The sequence below is a fragment of the Flavobacterium plurextorum genome (assembly GCF_024638035.1).
Taxonomy (GTDB): domain Bacteria; phylum Bacteroidota; class Bacteroidia; order Flavobacteriales; family Flavobacteriaceae; genus Flavobacterium; species Flavobacterium plurextorum.
Window position 1 is genome coordinate 3,304,763 of record NZ_CP100442.1, and the last position, 19,492, is coordinate 3,324,254.

General features: G+C 31.8%; 21 protein-coding genes. 14 read left to right on the top strand and 7 right to left on the bottom strand.

Features of this window, described 5'->3' with window-relative positions; genetic code table 11:
• The first annotated feature begins 66 nt into the window (after positions 1-66).
• From NLG42_RS14765 to NLG42_RS14800, 8 genes are all read left to right on the top strand, one after another.
• Positions 67-1,065, top strand: coding sequence for a glycosyltransferase family 2 protein (locus NLG42_RS14765; RefSeq protein ID WP_089058057.1), 999 nt, complete (start codon positions 67-69; stop codon positions 1,063-1,065).
• A 3-nt stretch (positions 1,066-1,068) separates the two neighbouring features.
• Positions 1,069-1,665, top strand: coding sequence for a dephospho-CoA kinase (coaE, locus tag NLG42_RS14770; RefSeq protein WP_257681429.1), 597 nt, complete (start codon positions 1,069-1,071; stop codon positions 1,663-1,665).
• 59 nt (positions 1,666-1,724) lie between these two features.
• Positions 1,725-3,311, top strand: a complete 1,587-nt coding sequence (locus NLG42_RS14775) for a sensor histidine kinase (RefSeq protein WP_089058055.1) — start codon at positions 1,725-1,727, stop codon at positions 3,309-3,311.
• Positions 3,312-3,314: 3 nt separating this feature from the next.
• Positions 3,315-4,031, top strand: a complete 717-nt coding sequence (locus NLG42_RS14780; protein ID WP_071637402.1) for a response regulator transcription factor — start codon at positions 3,315-3,317, stop codon at positions 4,029-4,031.
• Between the two features lie 621 nt (positions 4,032-4,652).
• Positions 4,653-6,044 (top strand): RtcB family protein, encoded by a 1,392-nt coding sequence (locus NLG42_RS14785; protein ID WP_257681430.1) that lies wholly within the window; start codon positions 4,653-4,655, stop codon positions 6,042-6,044.
• Between the two features lie 13 nt (positions 6,045-6,057).
• On the top strand, positions 6,058-6,669 hold the full coding sequence (locus NLG42_RS14790) for a hypothetical protein (RefSeq protein WP_089058087.1): 612 nt from the start codon (positions 6,058-6,060) through the stop codon (positions 6,667-6,669).
• Entirely contained in the window at positions 6,657-7,346 is a 690-nt protein-coding gene (gene prfH / locus NLG42_RS14795; protein ID WP_257681431.1) for a peptide chain release factor H, read from the top strand. The genes NLG42_RS14790 and prfH overlap by 13 nt, the downstream gene beginning before the upstream one ends.
• Positions 7,347-7,421: 75 nt before the next feature.
• Positions 7,422-7,949, top strand: a complete 528-nt coding sequence (locus NLG42_RS14800) for a hypothetical protein (protein ID WP_257681432.1) — start codon at positions 7,422-7,424, stop codon at positions 7,947-7,949.
• A 114-nt stretch (positions 7,950-8,063) separates the two neighbouring features.
• On the opposite strand, the gene NLG42_RS14805 is transcribed toward NLG42_RS14800, so the two are convergent.
• The 7 genes from NLG42_RS14805 to NLG42_RS14835 all read right to left on the bottom strand — a co-directional run bounded on the left by NLG42_RS14805 (position 8,064) and on the right by NLG42_RS14835 (position 14,406).
• Positions 8,064-8,810 (bottom strand): acyl-[acyl-carrier-protein] thioesterase, encoded by a 747-nt coding sequence (locus NLG42_RS14805; protein WP_257681433.1) that lies wholly within the window; start codon positions 8,808-8,810, stop codon positions 8,064-8,066.
• 78 nt (positions 8,811-8,888) lie between these two features.
• Entirely contained in the window at positions 8,889-9,809 is a 921-nt protein-coding gene (gene miaA / locus NLG42_RS14810; RefSeq protein ID WP_089058050.1) for a tRNA (adenosine(37)-N6)-dimethylallyltransferase MiaA, read from the bottom strand.
• Between the two features lie 155 nt (positions 9,810-9,964).
• Positions 9,965-10,804 carry an ion transporter gene (locus tag NLG42_RS14815; RefSeq protein WP_089058049.1) on the bottom strand — a complete coding sequence of 280 codons (840 nt, stop codon included), beginning with the start codon at positions 10,802-10,804 and terminating at the stop codon, positions 9,965-9,967.
• A 29-nt stretch (positions 10,805-10,833) separates the two neighbouring features.
• On the bottom strand, positions 10,834-12,195 hold the full coding sequence (locus NLG42_RS14820; RefSeq protein WP_099719652.1) for an exonuclease domain-containing protein: 1,362 nt from the start codon (positions 12,193-12,195) through the stop codon (positions 10,834-10,836).
• Positions 12,196-12,442: 247 nt separating this feature from the next.
• Entirely contained in the window at positions 12,443-12,739 is a 297-nt protein-coding gene (locus tag NLG42_RS14825; RefSeq protein WP_099719651.1) for a putative quinol monooxygenase, read from the bottom strand.
• Between the two features lie 105 nt (positions 12,740-12,844).
• Positions 12,845-13,519 carry an SDR family NAD(P)-dependent oxidoreductase gene (locus NLG42_RS14830; protein WP_257681434.1) on the bottom strand — a complete coding sequence of 225 codons (675 nt, stop codon included), beginning with the start codon at positions 13,517-13,519 and terminating at the stop codon, positions 12,845-12,847.
• A gap of 56 nt (positions 13,520-13,575) precedes the next feature.
• Positions 13,576-14,406, bottom strand: coding sequence for an SAM hydrolase/SAM-dependent halogenase family protein (locus tag NLG42_RS14835; protein WP_257683989.1), 831 nt, complete (start codon positions 14,404-14,406; stop codon positions 13,576-13,578).
• Between the two features lie 279 nt (positions 14,407-14,685).
• Here NLG42_RS14835 and NLG42_RS14840 point away from each other — a divergent pair, with 279 nt between their 5' ends.
• From NLG42_RS14840 to NLG42_RS14865, 6 genes are all read left to right on the top strand, one after another.
• Positions 14,686-15,636 carry a PhoH family protein gene (locus NLG42_RS14840; protein ID WP_089055972.1) on the top strand — a complete coding sequence of 317 codons (951 nt, stop codon included), beginning with the start codon at positions 14,686-14,688 and terminating at the stop codon, positions 15,634-15,636.
• Between the two features lie 136 nt (positions 15,637-15,772).
• Positions 15,773-16,258, top strand: coding sequence for a hypothetical protein (locus tag NLG42_RS14845; RefSeq protein ID WP_099719648.1), 486 nt, complete (start codon positions 15,773-15,775; stop codon positions 16,256-16,258).
• The gene (locus NLG42_RS14850; protein ID WP_099719647.1) at positions 16,255-16,617 is read left to right on the top strand and encodes a DUF1801 domain-containing protein; all 363 of its coding nucleotides are present in this window, start codon (positions 16,255-16,257) and stop codon (positions 16,615-16,617) included. The genes NLG42_RS14845 and NLG42_RS14850 overlap by 4 nt, the downstream gene beginning before the upstream one ends.
• A 139-nt stretch (positions 16,618-16,756) precedes the next feature.
• A complete protein-coding gene (locus tag NLG42_RS14855; RefSeq protein ID WP_257681435.1) occupies positions 16,757-17,587 on the top strand; it encodes a Cof-type HAD-IIB family hydrolase in 831 nt (276 codons plus the stop codon).
• 108 nt (positions 17,588-17,695) lie between these two features.
• Positions 17,696-18,283, top strand: a complete 588-nt coding sequence (locus NLG42_RS14860) for a DUF502 domain-containing protein (protein ID WP_089059863.1) — start codon at positions 17,696-17,698, stop codon at positions 18,281-18,283.
• A gap of 170 nt (positions 18,284-18,453) precedes the next feature.
• Positions 18,454-19,407, top strand: coding sequence for a phosphoribosylaminoimidazolesuccinocarboxamide synthase (locus tag NLG42_RS14865; RefSeq protein WP_089059864.1), 954 nt, complete (start codon positions 18,454-18,456; stop codon positions 19,405-19,407).
• Positions 19,408-19,492 lie beyond the last annotated feature (85 nt).

Genomic DNA, 19,492 nt, shown 5'->3' on the forward strand with positions numbered 1-19,492 from the left:
AATATAGCCTATCTTTGTTAAAATTTTTAAAGTTTAAAATATACAATTTAATACCGCATTCCCATTATGATTTTTTCTTTAATTATACCTGTGTATAATCGTCCAGATGAAGTAGATGAGCTTTTAGAAAGTCTTTCAAAATCTGATTATAATGAAGCTTTTGAGATTGTCCTTGTTGAAGACGGGTCGACAATTCCTTGTAAAGATGTTGTAATGACTTATCAAGGAAAATTAAATATTTCATACTATTTTAAAGAAAATTCCGGGCCGGGTGATTCTAGAAATTTTGGAATGCAAAAGGCTAGAGGAGATTATTTTATCATATTCGATTCAGATTGTATAATTCCTCCAAATTACCTAAGTGAAGTTCGCAAGGCTTTAAATGAAGATTATGTGGATTGTTTTGGTGGTCCAGATAAAGCATTAGATAGTTTTTCAGACATACAAAAAGCAATCAATTTTGCTATGACTTCTTTCTTGACAACAGGAGGAATTCGTGGTGGTTCTGAAAAAATTAATAAGTTTCAGCCGCGAAGTTTTAATATGGGAATTTCGAAAAAAGCATTTGAAGCTTCAAAAGGATTTGGTAATATACATCCTGGGGAAGATCCGGATTTATCCATTCGTTTATGGAATTTAGGATTTGAAACTCGATTATTTCCAGATGCCTATGTGTATCATAAACGTAGAATCGATTGGGAGAAATTTTCGATACAAGTTAATAAGTTCGGAAAAGCTCGTCCAATATTAAATAGTTGGTATCCAGAGCATAAAAAGCTGACTTTCTGGTTTCCTACTTTATTTATATTAGGTCTATTATTAGCTTTTTTACTATTAATATTCAATATTGATATTTTATTACAATTATATTTTGTATATTTCGTTATAATTTTTCTTACAGCAACTATTCAGAATAAAAGCATTAAAATTGGGTATCTATCTGTAATTGCAGTTTGGAAACAGTTTTACGGATATGGAAGAGGGTTTTTAGAGTCTTTCATAAAAGTTATTTTATTAAAGAGAAAACCGCAAGAAGCTTTTCCTCGTATGTTTTTTAAAGTATAATTCATGGTTAAAGTCATTGGTTTAACAGGCGGAATTGGAAGCGGTAAAACTACAATAGCCAATTTTTTTAAAGAAAAAGGTGTGCCGGTTTATATATCCGATGATGAAGCCAAGAAAATAATGCAGTCGATTGAAATTATCGATAAAATAAAAAGCGCTTTTGGTGAAACTCTTTTTGAAAACAATGTTTTAAATAGAGCAAAACTTGCTGAAATCGTATTTAATAATGCAGATAAGCTCGCTCAGCTAAATGCTATTGTGCATCCAGCTGTTAAAAAGGATTTTGAAAATTGGCTCCAGCAGCATAAAAACGATCAATTTGTGGTTTATGAAGCTGCTATTTTGTTTGAAAGCGGAAGATATAAAGAGTGTGATTACATTGTTACTGTAACAGCCCCAATCGAAGTGCGTATTGAAAGAGTAATAAAACGCGACAATACTACAAGAGAACAGGTTTTAAGCCGAATGGAAATGCAGTGGAATGATGAAAAACGAATTTCTTTGAGCAATTTTGTTATTAATAACAGTAATCTTAAAATTGCTAACGAAGAAGTTGTTAAAATTCTTAAAATTTTAAATATAAAACAAAATCAGTCTTAAATGTTAATATTTGGTTAATGTATTATTTAGTATATTGTTAAAATATTAATTTTGTTTCGATGAATAAATTATTTTTTAGAATACTTGTTTTATTGATGAGCTTGTCCTTAATAGGGATAATTCTAGTACAGGTATTTTGGTTTAATTCTTCGTTTAAAAATAACGAAGAACAGTTTAAATACCACGTTACACAAGTAATCGGAAATGTTGCTGATAAGCTTGAACAACAAGAAGAGTACAGTTTTTACGATAAATACAATCGTATAAAAGACAGTACAGGGAAAATTCCAAAAAAAGAAGATTTATTGCAGGTTTTTTATGTTCAGAGAAATGCAAAGACGAATAAAACTATTATATACTCGAATACATTAACTTCTGAAGATTATGATATAAGCGGTTCGCTTTTTAATAAAAAATTCAGCAGTGAACGATTTAAAAATTTTAGTACAAAAAGAGTAACTGAAGTTTATAACAATAATAACGGTATTGATAATAATAATTTAGGACAGAGTTTAATACCTGATCTAAAGATTGAAAAATCAGGTAGTTTAGATATTCTTAATAAAGTTCAACAGCAAATTCAATATAAAGATATTGCGTCATTAACCCCAATTGATGGCAGAATTACAAAAGATAAACTCTATAAACTCTTAAAGAAAGAATTAGAAGAATACGGCGTTAAAACCAAATTTGAATTTGGAGTTTACAGCAGCGGCGTTCCAACTAAAATAAAGTCGGATGGATTTCATTACGACAAAGAGGCAACGTATAGTATTCCAATTTTTACAGATAACGAAGGAAATAGTAAGTATCAGTTATCAGTTACATTTCCTCATAAAAAGAAATTTTTATTATCTGAATTGTTAAGCATTACGATATTATCGATCGTTTTTACATTAATTATTATAATAGCTTATACCAGTGCATTAAACCAGTTGCTGCGTCAAAAACATATTTCTGAAATCAAAACCGATTTTATAAATAATATGACGCATGAGTTTAAAACTCCAATTGCAACTATAAATTTAGCGCTGGATGCAATTAGGAATCCAAAAATTATTGAAGATAAAGAAAAGGTTTATCGTTATCTTCAAATGATTCGGGATGAGAATAAGAGAATGCATGCACAAGTTGAGAATGTATTACGTATTTCTAAACTTGAAAAACGAGAATTAGATATTACAAAAGAGCCAACTGTAATTACTGAAATAATTGATGATGCAATTGAGCACGTAAATTTAATTTTAGAAGATAGAAAAGGGACTGTTGTAAGACATTATAATGCAGCCAGAACCACTTGTTTGATAAATGAAGTACATTTTACAAACGTATTGGTTAATATTTTAGAAAATGCAATAAAATATTCACCAGATACTCCTGAAATTGAAATTTTTACAGAGAATGTCAAAGACATGATTCTGATAAAAGTAAAAGACAATGGATTAGGTATGAGTAAAATTGCTCAAAAAAGGGTTTTTGAGAAGTTTTATAGAGAACATACAGGAGATTTACATAACGTAAAAGGACATGGTTTAGGTCTTGCTTACGTAAAAAGAATTGTAGAAGACCACAATGGTCAAGTATATGTTGAAAGTGAAAAAGGAAAAGGTAGCACCTTTATAATAAAAATACCATTAATAAATTAAAATATGGAAAATAATAACAAAAGAATACTTTTAGTAGAAGATGACCTTAATTTTGGGGCAGTTCTTAAAGATTATCTAATGTTAAATGACTTTGAAGTTACTTTAGCTAAAAACGGTATGGAAGGTTTCGAGAAATTCAAAAAAGATGTATATGATTTATGCATTCTGGATGTAATGATGCCTTATAAAGATGGTTACACTTTAGCCAAAGAAATCAGAGAAAAAAACAGTGAAGTGCCTATTATCTTCTTAACAGCAAAATCTATGAAAGAGGATGTGTTAAAAGGATACAAAGCTGGTGCTGACGATTATTTGAATAAGCCTTTTGATTCAGAAGTTTTATTGATGAAAATAAAAGCTATTATTCAAAGAAAATCTGCTGATACAAAAGCAGAACAAGTTCAATTTGAGTTTAATATTGGTAAATTCCACCTTAATTCTAAACTTAGATTTTTAACTTTTGAAAACGAAGAACCAATAAAATTGTCTCCAAAAGAGAACGAATTGCTTAAAATGTTGATTCTTCATGAAAATGACTTAATGCCAAGAGAATTGGCTTTGACTAAGATTTGGAGAGATGACAATTACTTTACTTCAAGGAGTATGGACGTTTACATCGCGAAACTTAGAAAATATCTAAAAGCAGATGAAGATGTAGAAATCTTAAATATTCACGGAGAAGGTTTCAGATTAGTTGTTAAAAGCAAAGTATCTGAATAATAAATTCATTCGAAAAAAATAGAAGCTCTGAATAATCAGAGCTTTTTTTATGCTTTAAAATTAGAATTTATATAGCTCACGATTTCAACCTTAGAAGACGAATTACAATAATTAATTACACACTAACGGTTGAAATCGTTGGTAATGCCGACAAAAATCTAATTAAATTTCATTGGAGTTAAAACTCTTATTACCAAGTTAATAGTTTTGTTTTTGTTAAGTGTTAAAGAGAATAAAAACTTATTTTAAAGAATTTTCTTTAAAATAAATTTGGATATTCAAAAAACAATTCTGAATATTTGCAGACGAAAAAATAATAACCCTTTTAAAAACGAAGAAAATGTTTGTATTTACATCAACATCACAAAGCTTCACACCAAACAGATTTGGTGCAGCATTTCTTCGTGGCTTATTTCAATCTTAGAAATACCTTTTTAGATATATAAAAGAGCCCGAAGACATTTAGTTTCGGGCTTTTTTTATTCTAGACACTTCAAATTTTCCCGAAAGAATAATTTAACAACTATCCGAAAGGATTAAAGATTTCGCATGTTTATTTCATTTTGAACCATTTAGAGTTCATTTTGATTTGAGCTTGCACAACAAATAATTAAATAATTTATGGGAAATAAATTAACTGGAAAAGACCTGATTAAATTAGGTTTTCCAAAGAACAATTCAATAAATATTGCTTTAGGGCAGATAAACAGATATAGAAAAAGAGAAAAAAAGGAATCTATTTTAACAGAAGCAAAAGATGTACTCTTAAATCCTGAAAATTATGATGGACATGGAACTTGGGGAAAAGTAGCCGAAGGTTTGATAAAACCAGTTCAGGTTAGAATGCATCAGCTTAAAACAACAAGAGTGCCTTTTACAATCTTTGGCGAAAATGAAATAGATCAGCAGGCAAAATTTCAACTGTATGATTCTTTGAAGCTGCCAGTTTCAGTTGCAGGAGCATTAATGCCAGACGCACATTCGGGTTATGGATTGCCAATTGGCGGAGTTTTGGCAACAGATAATGCTGTAATTCCGTATGGAGTTGGAGTTGATATTGGATGCCGAATGAGTCTTTCGATTTTCGATTTGCCCGCTTCTCATTTCAAAGGAAAAGAACATCAATTAGAAGCAATTTTAAAAGACAATACAAAATTTGGGATGTATGAAACGCATGCTTCAAGAGTCGATCATGAAGTGTTTTATAAAAGTGAATTTCAGGATATTCCATTACTGAAGAATCTTTTACCAAAAGCCTATAAACAATTAGGAAGTTCAGGTGGAGGAAATCATTTTGTCGAATTCGGAATCGCTGAAATTGAAAACCCAGAGAACGAATGGAAGCTTGATAAAGGCGAATATTTTGCTGTTCTTTCGCATAGCGGTTCTCGTGGTTTAGGGGCAAACATTGCGAAACATTATACGTATCTGGCAACAAAGCAGTGTCCGTTACCAAAAAACGTACAGCATTTGGCTTGGTTAGATTTAAATACGCACGATGGTCAGGAATATTGGCTGGCGATGAATTTAGCAGGAGAATATGCAAAAGCTTGTCATGACGATATTCATAGGCGAATTGCAAAAGCAATTGGTAAACGAGTTGTAGTAACAATTGAAAACCATCACAATTTTGCATGGAAAGAGATGGTAAACGGTAAGGAATGTATTGTTCACAGAAAAGGTGCGACTCCTGCGGCAGAAGGTCAGTTGGGAATTATTCCTGGTTCAATGACTGCGCCAGGCTACATTGTAAAAGGAAAAGGAAATGCAGATAGTTTAAATTCTGCTTCACATGGCGCTGGACGTTTGTTTTCTCGAGCGAAATGTAAAAGTACGTTTACGCAAAGTGAAATTAAAAAGGTTTTGAAAGCAAATGATGTAACCTTGATTGGAGGAAACATTGACGAAGCTCCAATGGCATATAAGGACATTACAAAAGTAATGGCAAATCAAACCGATCTGGTTGAAGTTTTGGGAACTTTTACGCCGAAGATTGTTAGAATGGATCGTTAAAAAAAAGAAGGTTATGGAAAGATTTCAAGATGAAAATAAATGGTTAGGGAGTTTCTACAATGAGATTTTAGTAAAGTGCCCAAAATGTGAATCTAGGGCCAATGTAAAGAGTGTACCTAAAAAAGATTGTGAATGTGGTAAATGTATCACAATGATTTTTGAATGTAAAGATTGCTTTTACAAAATTGATGAACCTATTTATCAATATGTGGCATACGGCAAAGAATATTGCAATAATTGCTTTGAAAAATTTGAATACGAGTCTCAGGCATTAAAAGAAAAGCCGCTTATGTATAAAACCAAATGTCCTCATTGTAATTTTCAAGAGGAATGGAAAACAAAGTCTTATAGAGTTAGAAAGGAATCAAAACAAGATGTTGGTTTGGTAAAAGAAAGTTGGTATAATCTGCCTTTATGGTTTCAAAAAGAAGTGGGCGACAATATTTTTTGGGCTTATAATCAAGATCATATTGATTATTTAGAAAGATATATTCAAGCTGATTTAAGAGAACGGAATTCGAAAGTTAACTATTCATCAAGTTTAGTTTCTCGTTTACCGCAATTTGTAAAAGCAGCAAAAAGTAGAGAAAAATTGCTTAAGATTTTAAGAAAATGGAAAGAATAATTCAAATAACAGCGGGTCGCGGACCTGCTGAATGCACTTGGGTTGCTGCTCAAGTGCTTAAAAAAGTTTTGGATGAAGCGCAAGATCAGCGGCTGGATGTTGTTTTGCTTCAGCGAGAAGTTGGTCAGGAAAATGGAACGGTTGAAACAGCATCAATTGCTGTAAAAGGAATAAATGCGGACAGTTTTGTGAATTCTTGGGTTGGTACGATTCAGTGGATCGGTCAAAGTCAGTTTAGGAAAATGTACAAACGGAAGAACTGGTTTATTGGGATTTTTGAAATCGAACCGCAAAAAAATGCATCAGTTTCAGAAAATGATATTCACTATCAGGCAATGCGTAGTTCTGGAGCAGGAGGTCAGCATGTGAATAAAGTGAGTTCAGCAATTCGTGCTACACATATTCCTACTGGAATTGCTGTGGTAGCAATGGACAGTCGTTCGCAGCACCAAAACAAAAAATTAGCAACAGAAAGATTATTAAAAAAATTAGAAGACGAAAAACTAACTCAGCTTAAAAATCATGTGGGAAAACAATGGGAAAATCAGCTGAATATTCAGCGTGGGAATCCTATTAGAGTTTTTATCGGAAGTGATTTTAAGAAGAATAAAATAGAGAAAAGTTATAAAGGAACTCGTCAGAAATTAAAAAATGACTTACGAAATGAGCATAATTAAATACTTGGTCGCAAGAAACACTAATGATATGCGAATTATATGTGATCAAAATAACAATAAATATCAACAGATAAAATGAAAACAATTGATAAATATCTTTTTCAGGCTTTGGATAACTATCCGTATTCGCTTGAGGAAACCATTGAGTCTTTGGATTATGCTTTTTCTTATGATGCAAAAAATACTATGGTTTTGTGTTTGTACGGAAGAATTCAGGCGGAGCAGTTACTGAATTACGAAGATGCAAAATCCTATTTTCAGGAAGCTTTGGCTATTAATATTTATGCGTTTGAAGTGTATCCGCATTATTTGCAGACTTTAATTTTAAATGAAGATTTTGAAGAGGCTCAAAAGTTAATTGATTTTGCTTTAACGATAAAAGGAATAAATAAATCTGATATCTATGTGAAGCAAGCGATTCTTTTTGAAGCTCAAAAGGAATTTGAAAAAGCATTAAAAGAAATTAGAAATGCAAAATTATGCACTTTACAGTTTGCTTTTGATTCTGATATTAGTGAAGTAGAGAAAAGAATTCAAGGAAAAATAGATTTGTTAAAGAAGAAAAGGAAAACTAAAAAGAGCTCTAAAGAGAAATCGAGATGATTTTAAACAAAAAAACGATGCAATTTGCATCGTTTTTTTATTTTAGGAGTAAGACTCAAAGTCTGTGATTTCTCCTTCGTCGAAATGACAAGATTGTGTAAATAGAGAAGAATTTTACTTCCAATGCAATTCTAAAGCAAAGCAGGTTTTGTCGTCTTTTGTAATGCTGAATGTCGCTGTTGTATGATCGTCATCTTCGCTTTCATGAATTACAACATTATCTTTTAATGAAAGTTCTTTCATGAAATTCATTTCGAAACTTTTTACTTCTTGCTTCATGATTCTTTTTGGGTCAACATGATCGAGACACCATTCAAGATATTTTACGTTGTTTACGTGGTTTACAATGTCTAAATCAGATAAGTAAACTATTTTTTCAAAAACGGCTTCTTTTTCGTGATTGATATTTATTTTAGAAAAACCTTCCTCAGTTGCTCTATTTTCAGGGAATAGTTCGAAATGTTCGTAAGGTAACGCTAAAGCTTCCGGACGGCGCAATTGCGTATTAAAAACTGCCCAATAGGTTTCGCAGCCTACGATCTTTTTTCCGTTTACATACATTTCTAAAGCACGAACGGAGCGTGAGTTCTCCAGACTATTAATCCATGTTTTTACGGTTACTACATCCTGCCATTTTGGTAAAGCGTGAACTTCGACACGCATTCGGCTTAAAACCCAAGCTTGGTGAAATTCCTGCATGTCATAAAAGCTGATTCCTCCAATTTCAGAGTGTGCGGCAGCGGTTAATTGTAAAATATTACACAAATCGGTATATTTTAAGAAACCTGTTGGCGTACATTGTGTAAAATTGATTTCCCAGTCTTTACTTAAAACGGATGTAAAATTTGGAGATATTGGCATTTGATGTTTTTAGAGTTTAGATTGTTGATTTTAGATTTTACCTCAGAAAATAGAATATAGATGAAAGAAAAAAGACTTTTACTTTAGAAGATTTTCTATGTAGTCAATAATTCTTTTTCTATCTGTTGCGTAATCAAACCATTTTGTATTTTCATTTCGTTTGAACCACGTTAATTGTCTTTTGGAGAATCGTCGTGTATTTTTTTTGATTTCATCTATGGCAAAAGGCAAAGTGAATTCTCCATCAAAATAACTAAATAATTCTCTATAACCGACGGTTTGAAGTGCATTTAACGCTTTATTAGGATACAATGCTTTTGCTTCTTCAAGTAAACCTTCATTCATCATAATATCAACACGCTGGTTGATTCGGTTGTAAATGATTTCTCTGTCGGCATCTAAACCAATTAAAATAGGAGTGAAGTTTCTATTGTTTTTTTTCTGATTTAGAAATGATGAATAGGGTTTTTGGGCTCCAATACAAACTTCTACAAAACGCATCATTCGCTGCGGATTTTGTAGTGTTTGCGGGTTTTCTAAAGTAATTTTTTGATAATATTCAGGATCTAAACTTTTCAGTTGTTCTTGAAGATATTCAATTCCAAGTTTTTCATAATTAGCGTTTACTAGAGAACGAACTTGAGGATCGATCTCAGGAAACTCATCAAAACCTTTTAAAATGGCATCAACATATAATCCTGAACCACCAATAAGAATGACAAAATCATTGGTTTGAAATAGTTCTTCAATTTTAGCTAAAGCTTCTTTTTCGTAATCACCAACGGTATAATTTTCGAAAATAGATTTGTTTTGAATGAAATGATGTTGGGCAGCACTTAATTCTTCTTGATTAGGAACTGCGGTTCCAATTGTCATTTCTTTGAAAAACTGACGGCTGTCGCAAGAAACAATTTCACATTTGAAATGTTGTGCTAAAGCAATACTTAAGGCTGTTTTGCCTATTGCTGTTGGTCCGACAATGGTGATTAGGTATTTCATATTGTTTTTAGCCCGGATGGAAATGAAAACCCCGGACTTATGTTTGTTCGTTTTTTTTGGGATAAAAAAGCGACTTTAGAAGCTCTTTTTATGCCTTTTAAAAACAACAAAGATAAGGAGGAGTTGCAATGTACAGCCGGATCAGCTTCTTAAATTTAACTATTTGGCAATTGAGTTCCGCATTCGTAACAATATTTGGCGTTATCGAAGTGAACTTGCGATTGACATTTTTTGCATGTTTTTTTAGTGTTTACGGAACTGCTTTTTAGACTGCTTTTTGCAAACTCTGCAGTTACAATTCCAGTTGGAACAGCAATGATTCCATAACCTAAAATCATTACAAGTGCTGCTATAAACTGTCCTAAAGGAGATTGTGGCGAAATGTCACCGTAACCAACTGTTGTCAGTGTTACGATTGTCCAGTAAATTCCCATTGGAATACTGGTGAATCCAGACTCTTTGCCTTCGACTAAATACATAATTGTACCAATGATTACGGTACTGATAAGTACAAAATAGATGAAAACTAGAATTTTCTCCTTACTGGCTTCTATTGCATCTTTAAGCTGTGCGGATTGATGGGAGATTTGGGGAATATGCAGTATTTTGAATAATCGGAAAAAACGCAGCGCTCTGACAACGGATAAAACACTTGCTCCAGGAAAAAATATTGATAAATACATAGGTAAAACAGCAAGTAAATCGATAATCCCGTAGAAGCTGAATACGTATTTGACTGGTTTTTGAATGGAGATGATTCTTAAGATATATTCTATTGTAAAAAACACGGTAATAATCCATTCGCAAATAAGCAGCTGGTTGTGGTATTTTTGGCTGATTCCTTCGACGGTATCGAGCATAATAAGAAGAACACTTAGCAATATCAATCCCAATAAAACCAAATCGAACATTCGTCCTAATATGGTATTAGTACCGTATAGAATAATTTTTATTCGTTCTCTGAATATTTCGTAGTTCGTTTTTTTGTTTTTCATATCAGCGAAGCTAATGATAGTTTCGAGCGTTAAAAATGAAGAATCTTGAGGTTCTTGTTTTTACGGATGTAGTTCTGTATAATATTTTTTACATCTCGATTGTGCTGCATTGGTATTAAAATGTTTTTTAGAATCTCGATGTTCGTAATTTGATAATTTAAATCGTAATACGCATAACCTTTATAGATTCCATTTTCGATCAAAACGGCACTTCTTTCGTTTACATTTCGACCTCTGTCTTTTAAAATCATGCTTTTATTCTCAAAACTATTTTCAGAGATAAACTGCTGCACTCGGGCATTGTAAACTTCTGGAGTAATTTCGCCAATACAAGCTCCGTCGCACTGTTTTATTTTATATTGAAAACACTCTTTTTTTGTTTGATAAAGTCCTGTCAGTTTTTGACATAGCTGATATTTTTCTGTGAATCTAAAAAGGGCATTTTTCGCTTCTTGCAGGGTAACAAACGAAGTGATTTCTCGCTTACGACCGTCGGTTTTTTCAATTTTTAGATTAATATAGCCATTTGAATCTTTTTCAGAATATAAGGCATATTGAAAAATTGTTTTGCGTTGAGCACGATTGTATCGCGGTCTGTTTATTTTTATTTCTTCACTTTCTTTTAAAAGAGCAATTAATTCACTTCCGGTTTCATCGTATGTAATCGTAAAAACTTCGGCTTGGATTTTTTTACTTTTTGTCGTGATTCCTGTAAAATGCTGATTGATTCTTTTTTTTATGTTTTGACTTTTGCCAATGTATATTAAAGTCCCGCTTTCGTTGTATATATAATATACGCCGGTTTTTGCAGGCATTTGGTTTAATAGATCTAGAAATTTTGGTGCAATTCCTTTTTCTACTTCCAGCTTTATAAAGTCTTTTACGATTGTTTTTTCTAAGTCTTTTTCTAAAAGCATTTTAAACAACTTTGTAGTTGCCATTGCATCTCCGCTGGCGCGATGTCTGTCTGCCATTGGAATTCCAAGAGCGCGCACTAGTTTTCCTAAACTATAGGAAGGCTGTTCTGGAATTAATTTTTTTGCAAGTTCAACGGTACAAAGCGTTTTTGCTTGAAAGTCATAACCAAGACGTCTAAATTCTGTGCGTAAAATTCGGTAATCAAATGATGCGTTGTGAGCAACAATAATACAGTCTGATGTTATTTCGATGATTCGCTTGGCAACTTCAAAAAATTTTGGAGCTGACTGCAACATAGCATTGTTGATTCCAGTTAATTTAACCACAAAGGGCTGAATTGGAATTTCGGGATTAATTAGGCTGATAAACTGATCAACTACTTCATGGCCATCAAATTTATAAATGGCAATTTCAGTAATTCCTTCTTCATTAAACTGGCCTCCAGTAGTTTCTATGTCTAGTATTGCGTACATTCTTAAATGTCAATGGTCAATGATATAGAAATAAAAATCAAATAATTCGTTTTTTTATCCTTTAAAAAATAGACTTTAAAAACGGCTCGTTTATTTGTTTTAGTATCCTCTTTTATTAGAGAATATCTTCATTTTTATATTCTTGAATTATAATATTTTTTCAGGTTTCAAGATAGAAAATACTACTTGAAAAACCATTCTTTTTTTTAAAATTATTGTAAGTTTAAAATTGAAAATCGAATTTAAACTAATTTATAGTCATAATTTTGTCGACGCTCCAAGCTTCTGGTTTGGCATTGAATAGTTTTTTTGTAAAACTCCAAACACTGCTAAAAAGTTCAGATTGCCGATAATTTTCTAAATCGCTTTCTGTTTCCCAATAACTATAGGTAAAAAAGATGCATTTATCGTTTTTATCTTGATACAATTCTAAAAAACGATTTCCTTCCGCATTGCGTATTTTGTGTTTTACAGATTCAAAATTCTCTAGAAAATCAGAGATTTTGTCTTCATGAAAACTCATTTTTACTATTCTGACAAACATGTATTCAATTTTAGATTTTAGATTGTTGATTTTTAGATTTATTAAAAACCTAAAAGCCTGCAAGTGGGCAAAAGTAACAAAAGAGATTGTTCTTTTTGATATTTTCTACCAATCTATTTCTGAATCCGTTTCAATATTCCAAAATATTCCAGTTTCAAAATCACTGATTATAAAGTTATAAATTTTCGATCCAGAATCATCAGCCGAAAGTCTGCCGTTTATACTGCTGTTTACAGATATATTTGTTCGAACCCAGCCTGGATGTACAGATGCAATATTTTGTTGATTAATAAGTCTGTTACTTAGTATTTTGGTGTACATGTTCAATGCCGTTTTAGACATTCTGTATGCAGTTGAATCTGCTAAGACACACATATCAATCGAGCCCATTTTCGAAGAAATGTTTATAATTTTTCCACCTGTTTTGATATGAGGAAGTAATGCTTCTGTGAGAAATACAGTTCCTGTTACATTTACATCGAATGTTTTTTTAAAGCTTTCAATGTCAGGTTTTAATGTATCTAAATCAGGGCCGATTCCCGTATTGTTTACTAAAATATCAATTTCGATAGTATTATCTTTAAGGAAAACGGCGATATTGTTGATACTATTTTCATCGGATAATTCAAGCTTTAAAATTTTGAAATTTGAATGGCTGAAATCTTCAATTTTTCCGCTTGTACTTGTTCCAATTACGTTGTAATTATTGTTAAGAAAACATTTTGCTAATGCAAGACCAATTCCTCTGCTTGCGCCGGTAATCAAAACTGTTTTTTCCATAATTTACTTTATTTATGAAATTTAATAAAAATAGTTTTAAACGAATATGTTAAGTTCTAATTTGAAAACTTAATGGTAATTACATCGCGATAATTCAATCCTAATAAACTATTTGCAGAACCTACTTTGGATGGATTGCTTCTAAAAATGGCTATTTCGAGAAATCCTGCTTCATTAAAAATAGCTAGTTTTTCGCCCTCATAGGTTTTAATAGGATATTTGTCTGAAGTTGCAATATCTGAATAATTGGGCAGAATTGTTTTGATACTTTTTGGTTTCATAACGATTTCGTATGGACGTCCTCGTGAAATTTCTAAAAATTGTTTTTTAGAGATATTGGTAACCACGTTTCCAAAATGATCAATATAAATAACATATCCTTTCAGCGTATTTCCATCAGCAGATACAATCGCCTGTAATTCGGTTACTTCTTTAACAGCAGGGATTTCTTTACCAATAACGTTAAGTAATCCGCCTTTTGCAATGTGGCAGGCAACTTGTATAAAAACGTCTAAATCAGTATATTCTGTCGGGAAACGATCATGAATATTAATCGCAACAATTTTTTGCGGAACGATTTTTTGCGTAAGCATGCTTAAAATTCCGTTATCAGCACAAATAAAGAAATGATCGTTCCATTGCATGGCTATATGCTGGTTTTCTTTGTTGCGTTCAATATCAACACCAATCAAATGAACGGTGCCTTTTGGAAAGCTTAAATACGATGCTCCAATTATATAACTTGCTTCGGCAGTGTTAAATGGATCAATATCGTGCGAAATGTCAATGATTTTTGCCTCAGAAAGCTCTGAAAGAATTTTACCCTTCAGCGAACCAACAAAGTGGTCTTTTAAGCCGTAATCAGTAGTAAGGGTAATTATTGACATCATTTTGTTTATAACTATTGGTAGTATTTAAATCTAATTTTCATTAAATTTGAGAAATGCAAATCTAAGAATAGTAAAAACAAATTGAAAGAAAGAAAAGACAAATTGTAATAAAATATATAGAGTTTCAATTTTCGGTTTCAGTTTTCAGTCTTTTAACAAAAAGTTATTTTAATTGGTACTTAAAAGTATAGATGCGGCTGAAAATCATAACATAAAAAATACCCGACAGCAATAGATTTACAAAACAAATTTATTTTTAATTTAAATTTATCTCCTTTGAACGAAAGAATTATCGAGCTAATAGACATCGCTCCAAAAGACTTTTGGGGCGCGCAGGATTCTCATCTTGAAATTATTAAAAAGTACTACCCAAAGCTTAAAATCGTAGCGCGAGGGACCACTTTGAAAGCCTTTGGCGAAAAAGAAGTTTTAGATGAATTCGAAAAGAGATTTCAGAGGCTTATGCTTCATTTTACCAGATACAACAACATTGATGATAATGTAATTGAACGCGTAATTATGAGTGATGGTCAGGATGAAAAAAAAGCATACGATCATGACAAAATATTAGTTCACGGAGTTGGCGGTAAAATAATCAAAGCCATGACGCCAAATCAGCAATTGCTGGTGGATACGATCAAAAAAAATGATATGGTTTTTGCCATTGGTCCAGCAGGAACAGGTAAAACGTATACGGGTGTTGCAATGGCGGTAAAAGCGCTTAAAGACAAAGAAGTAAAAAGGATAATTTTAACTCGTCCGGCGGTAGAAGCAGGTGAAAATCTTGGTTTTTTGCCCGGCGATATGAAAGAAAAACTTGATCCTTACATGCAGCCGCTTTATGATGCTTTGCGCGATATGTTACCCAATGAAAAACTCGAAGATTACATTTTAAAAGGAATTATTCAGATTGCGCCTTTAGCTTTTATGCGCGGACGAACGCTTGATAATGCCTTTGTAATTTTAGACGAAGCGCAGAATACGACGCACTCACAAATGAAGATGTTTTTGACTCGTATGGGAAAAAACGCTAAGTTTATGATTACGGGAGATCCTGGGCAGGTCGATTTACCACGACGCACTATTTCTGGTCTTAAAGAAGCGATTTTGGTTCTGAAAGATATTGACGGAATTGGAATTATTTATCTGGATGATAAAGATATCGTTCGCCACAGATTAGTGAAAAAGGTAATCGACGCTTACAAACAAATAGAAAATCACGATTAAGTTTAATTTTTGTGAAATGTTAAATGTAAATCGTAAAGTGTGTTTTAACATTTATTAATATTCGTTTTATTCATAATTCTAATTAATTTAGAAGTGAGTAAAACGAATATTTTTTTGAATTTCAAATAAGTTATGAATGAAATGTAAAGAATTTAGTCTCTTATTGTTTATCTGTTTGATTTCGTGTAAAAAATCAGAAAGTCTGCCTAGTAAATTTATCGGAACTTGGTATGATACAGAGTATATAGTTCCGGGAAAATCGAGTATTAAAATAAATGCAGATAGTACTTTTGATTACGGAAGTGCAGGTTGCGATTGGAGAGTTTTTTCTAGAGGAAAATGGAAAATTGTTGGAGATTCGATCGAATTAAATAGCGCAAAAATAGATACTTGTTATATAGCCTTCCCTTTTGCTGATTGTATTTTTTTTGATAGACAAGAAAAAAAACCTTTGCTAACAATTCCTAATTGCGAACCTAATGAATTGAAAAGTTTTTGTCTTTTTACAAAGGAAAAATTTTATCTTAAAAATGATTCTTTAATTTTCAAAGTAAAGCCAGAATCAAAATGTACCGACACTTTGAAAATTATTTTTGCTAAAACTCAAAAACTCAAAAAATGAAAGAACTAGATGATTTCTACCTAAACCAAGAAGAGCCAATAAAAGGGACATTTCTAGCATTAAAAGAAATCATCTTAAAACAAGACAAAGACATTACGCACGTTCTAAAATACGGAATGCCTTTTTTCTGTTATAAAGGAAAAATGTTCTGCTATTTATGGAGGCATAAAAAAAACAATCAACCTTATATAGGTATTGTTGAAGGAAAACATTTTGATGAACCATTTTTGCTTCAGGAAAAACGATCAAGAATGAAAATTATGATGCTTAATTCTGATGAAGATTTGCCTTTGGAGCAGATTGAATCAGTAATTCAAAGAGCTGTAAACTTATATAAATCAGGAATTATTAAAGTTTAAAATGCTTAATAAGTATTATTTAAGGAAATAGTTAAATAAATAATAAACTTGCTTTATTTTGGACTTGAAAACCTTTTAAACTTTGTTCAGCTGAGCTTAAAGCTGTAAATTTGCACATCATAAATATTTGATTATTAATATGGCAAATCTTAAAAATATAAAAGTTGTAGTAAGTGATTTAGATGGAACTTTACTCAATCCTCAACATCGAATTTCAGATTATACGAAATCAATTTTTCAAGAACTTCACAACCAAAATTATCTTATTGTAGTTGCTACAGGGCGTCATCATCTTGATGCAATGGCAATTATCGAAACTCTTGAAGTTCCTGTTTATCTAGTAAGTTCAAATGGAGCTAGAATACATTCGCCAGAAAAGGAAGAACTTTTTGCTTTTGATTTAGAAAGTGATGTGGTTAAAGCCGCCTTAAATGTTGAAATTGATCCTGAAATTACAGTAGTTTTATTCAAAGAAAACGTTTGGCAGACCAATAGAGTAAATGAAAGATTAAATGCTTTTCAGGCTGAATTGAAATATCGTCCTGAATTAGTTGATTATAAAACTCTTGAAGATTTTAGCGCGATCAAAATTTTCTTTTCATGTGACAATCACGAAAAATTAGTGGCGTTAAAAGATGCAGTTTTGGCTAATTCTTCAGATAATCTTCATCATGCATTTAGCTTGCCAACATGTTTAGAGTTTATGGATAAATCTGTAGATAAAGCAGTTGCAATCGAAAAAGTTCTAGAAAAAGAAGGTTTTACTTTAGATCAGGCTGTTGCATTTGGTGATGGTTTTAATGATGTACAAATGTTAGCTGCAGCTGGAAAAGGATTGATTATGGGAAATGCTCCAGCTTTATTAAAAGAAACTTTGCCAGATTTAGAAGTTATTAAAACAAATGCTGAAGATGGTGTTGCGAGATATATTTCGTCTAAAATTTTAAATAAAGAGTTTGCAATAAGTTAACAGCTAATAAATTAACGCTAAAAAGATATTGATTGATAATTAATTTTTAATTTTATGGAAACGTAATTTTTTCGCTTTCATTTAATTCTAACTTAAAACTTAGTCAATATGAATGATTTTTTAAAACAGCTTGAAAGAAACTGTATTTCTGGCGCATTAGTTTTACTTCCGTTAATTGTTTTTATTGTAATTCTTCAGAAAGTTTGGGGCTTTTTTCAAAATTATGGAGAAAAGTTTGCCCATTTATTTCGATTAGATTTAATTTTTGGTGCAGTTGCCAGAGATGTTATCGGCGGATTGTTTTTAGTGATTGTGGTTTATTTCAGCGGTTATTTAATGCGCTTGACTTATTTGAAAAAGTTTACAAACTGGATTGATGATAAATTGATGATCTTTTTACCGGGTTATGAAAAGAATAAAAAACTGGCAGAAGAAAAATTAAAATCAAAAGTAAAAAAGGCAAGTACCAATCAGCCAATTTTATTGAAATATGGCGATTACTGGCAGCCGGCTTATTTAATTGAAGAAAATGCAGAAGGGAATGCAGTAGTTTTTGTTCCAACTGCACCGTCTAAAGATATTGGTCAAATATATATTGTTAGTTTAGAACATGTAAAAAAGCTGTCTGAAACTACGCTGGGAAATCTTGACGCTTCTATAAAATCATTAGGAAAAGGAATTTTGAATTTTAAATAACAACTTTCAATAAAAATGAAATCCCTGAATATTTGTTCAGGGATTTTTTATTGAGATTTCTCAAAAAGTAAATTTTATTGCATTTATTGATTTATCTCTTTCTTTTGATGGTGTAACTCTCTGAAATAATTTTAAATTTGCATTCATAAAAAACAACACAACTAAGGATAATGAGTAATACAATCACAACCACAAATTTTAATTTTCCGAATCAGAAATCAGTTTACCGCGGAAAAGTTAGGGAAGTTTATAATATAAATGATGAGCTTTTAGTAATGGTAGCAACCGATAGACTTTCGGCATTTGATGTGGTTTTACCAAAAGGGATTCCGTACAAAGGCCAAATTTTGAATCAAATTGCTACAAAATTTATGGAGCTTACTGCAGATATTGTTCCAAATTGGTTAATTGCAACTCCAGATCCAAATGTAGCTGTTGGACATTTATGTGAACCTTTTAAAGTTGAAATGGTTATTCGTGGTTATGTTTCTGGTCATGCTGCACGTGAATATGCTGCAGGAAGAAGACAAATTTGCGGCGTAACTATGGCGGAAGGTTTGAAAGAAAATGACAAATTTCCTGAGCCAATTATTACACCAACTACAAAAGCGGATAACGGTTCTCATGATGAAGATATTTCTCGTGAAGATATTTTATCAAAAGGAATTGTTTCTGAAGAGGATTATTTGGTTTTAGAAAAATATACAAGAGCTTTATTTCAAAGAGGAACTGAAATTGCTGCTTCTCGTGGTTTGATTTTAGTAGATACAAAATACGAATTCGGAAAAACAAAAGATGGTGTTATTGTTTTAATTGATGAAATTCATACTCCAGATTCTTCTCGCTATTTTTATGCTGAAGGATATCAGGAAAGACAAGATAAAGGGGAGGAGCAAAAACAATTATCTAAAGAGTTTGTTCGCCGCTGGTTGATTGAAAATGGTTTTCAAGGACAGGAAGGACAACAGATTCCTGATATGAATGAGGCATATATTGCATCAGTTTCTGAAAGATATATTGAGTTATATGAGAATATTTTAGGCGAAAAATTCGTCAAAGCTGATATTGATAATATTGATCAGCGTATTAATAAAAATGTATTAGATTACCTAAGTAATAAATAATAAGTTAAGTTTTTTAGTTTATTTTTAAACGTAATACTTTTCATAAATAAAAATGCCTTGCTGATTTATATAATCGCAAGGCATT

Coding starts and splice junctions, on each gene's coding strand:
- NLG42_RS14765 (WP_089058057.1), top strand. CDS start 67: ATGATTTTTTCTTTAATTATACCTGTGTATAATCGTCCAGATGAAGTA.
- coaE (WP_257681429.1), top strand. CDS start 1,069: ATGGTTAAAGTCATTGGTTTAACAGGCGGAATTGGAAGCGGTAAAACT.
- NLG42_RS14775 (WP_089058055.1), top strand. CDS start 1,725: ATGAATAAATTATTTTTTAGAATACTTGTTTTATTGATGAGCTTGTCC.
- NLG42_RS14780 (WP_071637402.1), top strand. CDS start 3,315: ATGGAAAATAATAACAAAAGAATACTTTTAGTAGAAGATGACCTTAAT.
- NLG42_RS14785 (WP_257681430.1), top strand. CDS start 4,653: ATGGGAAATAAATTAACTGGAAAAGACCTGATTAAATTAGGTTTTCCA.
- NLG42_RS14790 (WP_089058087.1), top strand. CDS start 6,058: ATGGAAAGATTTCAAGATGAAAATAAATGGTTAGGGAGTTTCTACAAT.
- prfH (WP_257681431.1), top strand. CDS start 6,657: ATGGAAAGAATAATTCAAATAACAGCGGGTCGCGGACCTGCTGAATGC.
- NLG42_RS14800 (WP_257681432.1), top strand. CDS start 7,422: ATGAAAACAATTGATAAATATCTTTTTCAGGCTTTGGATAACTATCCG.
- NLG42_RS14805 (WP_257681433.1), bottom strand. CDS start 8,810: ATGCCAATATCTCCAAATTTTACATCCGTTTTAAGTAAAGACTGGGAA.
- miaA (WP_089058050.1), bottom strand. CDS start 9,809: ATGAAATACCTAATCACCATTGTCGGACCAACAGCAATAGGCAAAACA.
- NLG42_RS14815 (WP_089058049.1), bottom strand. CDS start 10,804: ATGAAAAACAAAAAAACGAACTACGAAATATTCAGAGAACGAATAAAA.
- NLG42_RS14820 (WP_099719652.1), bottom strand. CDS start 12,195: ATGTACGCAATACTAGACATAGAAACTACTGGAGGCCAGTTTAATGAA.
- NLG42_RS14825 (WP_099719651.1), bottom strand. CDS start 12,739: ATGTTTGTCAGAATAGTAAAAATGAGTTTTCATGAAGACAAAATCTCT.
- NLG42_RS14830 (WP_257681434.1), bottom strand. CDS start 13,519: ATGGAAAAAACAGTTTTGATTACCGGCGCAAGCAGAGGAATTGGTCTT.
- NLG42_RS14835 (WP_257683989.1), bottom strand. CDS start 14,406: ATGTCAATAATTACCCTTACTACTGATTACGGCTTAAAAGACCACTTT.
- NLG42_RS14845 (WP_099719648.1), top strand. CDS start 15,773: ATGAAATGTAAAGAATTTAGTCTCTTATTGTTTATCTGTTTGATTTCG.
- NLG42_RS14850 (WP_099719647.1), top strand. CDS start 16,255: ATGAAAGAACTAGATGATTTCTACCTAAACCAAGAAGAGCCAATAAAA.
- NLG42_RS14855 (WP_257681435.1), top strand. CDS start 16,757: ATGGCAAATCTTAAAAATATAAAAGTTGTAGTAAGTGATTTAGATGGA.
- NLG42_RS14860 (WP_089059863.1), top strand. CDS start 17,696: ATGAATGATTTTTTAAAACAGCTTGAAAGAAACTGTATTTCTGGCGCA.
- NLG42_RS14865 (WP_089059864.1), top strand. CDS start 18,454: ATGAGTAATACAATCACAACCACAAATTTTAATTTTCCGAATCAGAAA.